At 49.4% G+C, this 4,155-nt stretch carries 6 protein-coding genes; 3 read left to right on the top strand and 3 right to left on the bottom strand.

Translation table 11 applies throughout. The features are described 5' to 3' along the window. Positions 1 to 34: 34 nt before the first annotated feature. Positions 35 to 694, bottom strand: coding sequence for a fumarylacetoacetate hydrolase family protein (locus tag FDW87_RS18230; protein WP_016156786.1), 660 nt, complete (start codon positions 692 to 694; stop codon positions 35 to 37). 69 nt (positions 695 to 763) lie between these two features. Beyond that, on the bottom strand, positions 764 to 1,057 hold the full coding sequence (locus FDW87_RS18225) for a YcgL domain-containing protein (protein ID WP_016153375.1): 294 nt from the start codon (positions 1,055 to 1,057) through the stop codon (positions 764 to 766). Between the two features lie 126 nt (positions 1,058 to 1,183). Here FDW87_RS18225 and minC point away from each other — a divergent pair, with 126 nt between their 5' ends. From minC to minE, 3 genes are read left to right on the top strand one after another with little or no spacing between them, the layout of a single operon-like run. After that, positions 1,184 to 1,891 (top strand): septum site-determining protein MinC, encoded by a 708-nt coding sequence (gene minC, locus FDW87_RS18220; protein ID WP_016153376.1) that lies wholly within the window; start codon positions 1,184 to 1,186, stop codon positions 1,889 to 1,891. Between the two features lie 23 nt (positions 1,892 to 1,914). Further along, positions 1,915 to 2,727: a septum site-determining protein MinD gene (gene minD / locus FDW87_RS18215; protein ID WP_003020956.1), complete on the top strand. Its 813-nt coding sequence runs from the start codon at positions 1,915 to 1,917 to the stop codon at positions 2,725 to 2,727. Positions 2,728 to 2,730: 3 nt separating this feature from the next. Then, on the top strand, positions 2,731 to 2,997 hold the full coding sequence (gene minE, locus FDW87_RS18210) for a cell division topological specificity factor MinE (RefSeq protein WP_001185666.1): 267 nt from the start codon (positions 2,731 to 2,733) through the stop codon (positions 2,995 to 2,997). A gap of 86 nt (positions 2,998 to 3,083) precedes the next feature. Here the strand turns inward: minE and FDW87_RS18205 are convergent, their stop codons facing one another. Continuing rightward, on the bottom strand, positions 3,084 to 4,001 hold the full coding sequence (locus tag FDW87_RS18205) for a LysR family transcriptional regulator (RefSeq protein WP_016153377.1): 918 nt from the start codon (positions 3,999 to 4,001) through the stop codon (positions 3,084 to 3,086). Between the last annotated feature and the right edge of the window lie 154 nt (positions 4,002 to 4,155).

Raw genomic sequence — 4,155 nt, 5'->3', positions numbered from 1 at the left:
AAGTTTTGCCGCCCGAAAAGGCGGCAAGCAGAGATTACAGCACGCGGGTTGTTAGCGTTTGACCGTGAAAACTGATGGCCAGTTCGTCGCCGCTGCTTAAAGGTCCCACGCCTGCTGGCGTTCCCGTTAGCACCACATCGCCCGCTTTGAGGGTAAAGAAACGGCTCATATAAGCAATCAAGGGAACGATGTGATGGATCATGTCCGCCGTGGAGCCGTGCTGACGTGTTTCACCGTTGACCGTTAATCCAAGCATCGTATCCTGCGGATCGCCATTAAATTCCGCCACCGGAATAAATCCAGACAGCGGGCAAGAGTTATCAAAACCCTTCGCTTTTTCCCATGGCTGCCCCGCCTTCTTCATTTTGCCCTGAATATCGCGCAGGGTCAGATCCAGCGCGACACCATAACCGGCAATGGCTTTGCGCACATGATCTTCTGTCGCTTGCCGCAGGGTCGCGCCGATCAGCACAGCCAGCTCAACTTCATGGTGGACAGACCCCATATCAGATGGGATCACCAGCGGCTGGCGCAAATCGCACAGCGCGGTTTCCGGTTTAATAAACAGAACCGGTTCTTCCGGGGTGGTTCCGCCCATCTCTTTAATATGGTTAGCATAGTTACTCCCTACGCAAACCACCTTACTCACCGGATAATCCAGCAGAGCACCATGCCAGTTGTGATGTTGATACATTACTTTCCCCTAACGTAGTCATAGATTTCAGGTACTGCATCGATGGAACGTGCTGCTGCCGGATGCAGTTTAACGTTTAGCGTCTGGTGTATTTTGTTTTGCCGCTGCCAGATGCTGTTTAAGTAAATCTTCTGGCGGCGGGGGTATTTGTAAATAATAGCCCTGCTCGGTCAGGGCCTGTTTTACTTTTTCAAGATCGGCATTAACTAATTTTTTTCGCCCATCAAGCGGTAACATCATTGCCAGCGTCGGCTGACCAAATCCTCTCATCAGTTCTTCAGGAACGCGCGAGAAATCGTCTTTTTTTTCGACATATAAATAGGTCTGGTCACGTTTGCTGCTTCGGTAGATCACACAAAACATATCTTTTACTCTGAATTCACGGAATGGTGGCTTGCCTCAATATAATACTGACTATAACATGCCTTATAGTCTTCGGAATATCACCCCGCGCTGGGGATGATAAATAGCAAATTGAGTAAGGCCAGGATGTCAAACACGCCAATCGAGCTTAAAGGCAGTAGCTTCACCTTATCAGTGGTTCATTTACATGAAGCAGAACCCGAGGTTATTCGTCAGGCGTTGGAAGACAAAATCGCGCAGGCACCGGCTTTTTTAAAACATGCTCCCGTGGTGGTTAACGTGAGTGGTCTTGAAAGCCCGGTAAACTGGTCAGCGCTGCAGAAAGTGGTCGCGTCTACCGGATTGCGCATTATTGGCGTTAGCGGATGCAAAGACGCCAGACTAAAGGCAGAAATCGACGAAATGGGTCTTCCTTTACTGACTGAAGGTAAAGAAAAAGCTATTCGTCCTGCGCCTGTTGAGGTCCCGGCTCCCGTCGCTCCGCCGCAAAACGTTACTCCCATCACAAAAACACGATTAATAAATGTGCCGGTTCGTTCCGGTCAGCGCATTTATGCTCCACAATGTGATCTGATTGTTACAAGCCACGTCAGTGCGGGCGCAGAGCTTATCGCTGATGGCAATATTCATGTTTATGGAATGATGAGAGGCCGTGCGCTGGCAGGTGCAAGCGGCGATCGTGAAGCGCAAATTTTTTGTACCCATCTGACGGCAGAACTGGTGTCTATCGCAGGTGTTTATTGGCTGAGTGATAAAATCCCAGCAGAATTTTATGGCAAAGCGGCCCGTCTGCAATTAGCAGAGAACGCTTTGACAGTTCAACCGTTGAATTGATCCCTTTTTAACAAGGAATTTCTATGGCACGCATTATTGTTGTTACTTCGGGTAAAGGGGGCGTTGGCAAAACCACCTCCAGCGCGGCCATCGCTACAGGTTTGGCCCAGAAGGGAAAGAAAACTGTCGTTATTGATTTTGATATCGGCCTGCGTAACCTCGATCTGATTATGGGTTGTGAACGCCGTGTCGTTTACGACTTCGTCAACGTTATTCAGGGCGATGCGTCGTTAAATCAGGCGTTAATCAAAGATAAGCGTACCGAAAATCTCTTTATTCTTCCGGCCTCACAGACTCGCGATAAAGACGCGCTGACGCGTGAAGGCGTCGCGAAAGTTCTGGACGACCTGAAAACGATGGAATTCGATTTCATCGTCTGCGACTCCCCAGCGGGTATTGAAACCGGCGCGCTGATGGCCCTGTATTTTGCCGATGAAGCGATTATCACCACTAACCCGGAAGTCTCCTCTGTACGTGACTCTGACCGTATTCTGGGTATTCTGGCGTCGAAATCTCGTCGTGCGGAAAACGGTGAAGATCCGATTAAAGAGCATTTGTTGCTGACGCGCTACAACCCTGGCCGCGTAAATAAAGGTGACATGCTGAGCATGGAAGACGTACTGGAAATTCTGCGAATCAAGCTGGTTGGCGTGATTCCTGAAGATCAGTCAGTCCTGCGCGCGTCTAACCAGGGTGAGCCGGTTATTCTCGACATCAATGCTGATGCCGGTAAAGCCTATGCTGATACCGTAGACCGTCTGTTGGGAGAAGAACGTCCTTTCCGCTTCATTGAAGAAGAGAAGAAAGGTTTCCTCAAACGCCTGTTCGGAGGATAAGTTATGGCATTACTGGATTTTTTTCTCTCGCGGAAAAAGAGCACAGCGAACATCGCTAAAGAGCGACTGCAGATTATTGTTGCGGAACGTCGTCGTAGTGACGCCGAGCCACATTATTTACCGCAACTGAGGAAAGATATTCTCGAGGTTATCTGCAAGTATGTACAAATTGATCCCGAAATGGTCACCGTACAGCTTGAACAAAAAGACGGCGATATATCTATCCTCGAACTTAACGTGACATTACCTGAAGCTGAAGAGTCTAAATAACGGCTTTGCTCAGTGAGTTATAGTTGCAAAAAAGGCAGATTATTCTGCCTTTTTTATTTTCAGTTTCTTGCCAGGCTGTTGCGGATTTATTCCAAAGTAAACTTTGGATAGTTTTCGGCAAAATAGCGGCGCAAATACTCAACCGTAATACGGATTTTTGCCGACGTCGCCAGCCGAGAAACATAAACCGCCCATATATTTGCTGGTTGATAATACTCGGGTAATACGTGTACCAGATGTCCACCAGCAATGTTGTCGCAAACGTCCCACCACGAACGCAGGGCAATTCCCTGCCCATCAAGACACCACTGATGTACCACTTCGCCATGATTAGACGACAGAGGCCCCGTAACTTTAATTGAGTGAGCGCCCTCTTTATTACGCATTTGCCAGATGCCAAACGGATGGTCGCGCTCTTTGATAACCAGACAAGGAAAAGTGGAGAGATCGTTCAGTTGCTTTGGCGTCCCATGCTGCGCCACAAATTCCGGCGAGGCGCACAGAATACGGTAGTTAGTCGCCAGCTTGCGGGCAATCAGGTTTGGCGCGATATCATCCCCGATACGAATATCAAGATCGACGCCCTCATTCACCATATCCACCAGGCGGTCTTCAACATCGAACCTCAGTTCTAACTGCGGGTACGCTTTTGCCAGCGCAGACAGCGCCGGAGCCACCACCCGACGGCCAAAACCAAAGCTACTAATAATACGTAGCATCCCCTGCGGGATCTGCCTGGCATCCGACAACTCGTCCATCATCTGATCGACATCCTGCAGGATCCGCTGCGCCCATTCGTAGATCCGCTCCCCCTCTTCCGTGATGGTTACACGCCGCGTTGTCCGGTGCAGCAGCACCACGTTCAGCGTCTGCTCCAGCAGGGCTACTCGCTTACTGATAAAAGCCGGTGATACACCCAGTTCCTCGGCAACGGCGGCAAATCCTGCCCGACGGGCAACCAGCATAAAGACGCGTAAATCATTTAGCAGCGGCAGATTATTCATGATCTGTGTTTTATGTTTCACCAGTTAGGGGGATTAACTATTAATCAGTCAATTATAGGATAAGGGGAAAGTCAATTTTGATGGCGTACAAGTGAGAGCTGCTATGAAGAAAACCTGTCGTATTGCCGCTATCCCCGGAGATGGCATTGGTAAA

The organism is Citrobacter sp. wls826, from assembly GCF_005281245.1.
Lineage (GTDB): Bacteria > Pseudomonadota > Gammaproteobacteria > Enterobacterales > Enterobacteriaceae > Citrobacter > Citrobacter braakii.
The sequence above is the reverse complement of the archived record's forward strand: the minus strand, read 5'-3'. Positions and strand labels throughout refer to the sequence as shown.

Bases quoted from the DNA above. Each gene is read 5' to 3' on its own strand.
- FDW87_RS18230 (WP_016156786.1), bottom strand. From the start codon at position 694: ATGTATCAACATCACAACTGGCATGGTGCTCTGCTGGATTATCCGGTG.
- FDW87_RS18225 (WP_016153375.1), bottom strand. From the start codon at position 1,057: ATGTTTTGTGTGATCTACCGAAGCAGCAAACGTGACCAGACCTATTTA.
- minC (WP_016153376.1), top strand. From the start codon at position 1,184: ATGTCAAACACGCCAATCGAGCTTAAAGGCAGTAGCTTCACCTTATCA.
- minD (WP_003020956.1), top strand. From the start codon at position 1,915: ATGGCACGCATTATTGTTGTTACTTCGGGTAAAGGGGGCGTTGGCAAA.
- minE (WP_001185666.1), top strand. From the start codon at position 2,731: ATGGCATTACTGGATTTTTTTCTCTCGCGGAAAAAGAGCACAGCGAAC.
- FDW87_RS18205 (WP_016153377.1), bottom strand. From the start codon at position 4,001: ATGAATAATCTGCCGCTGCTAAATGATTTACGCGTCTTTATGCTGGTT.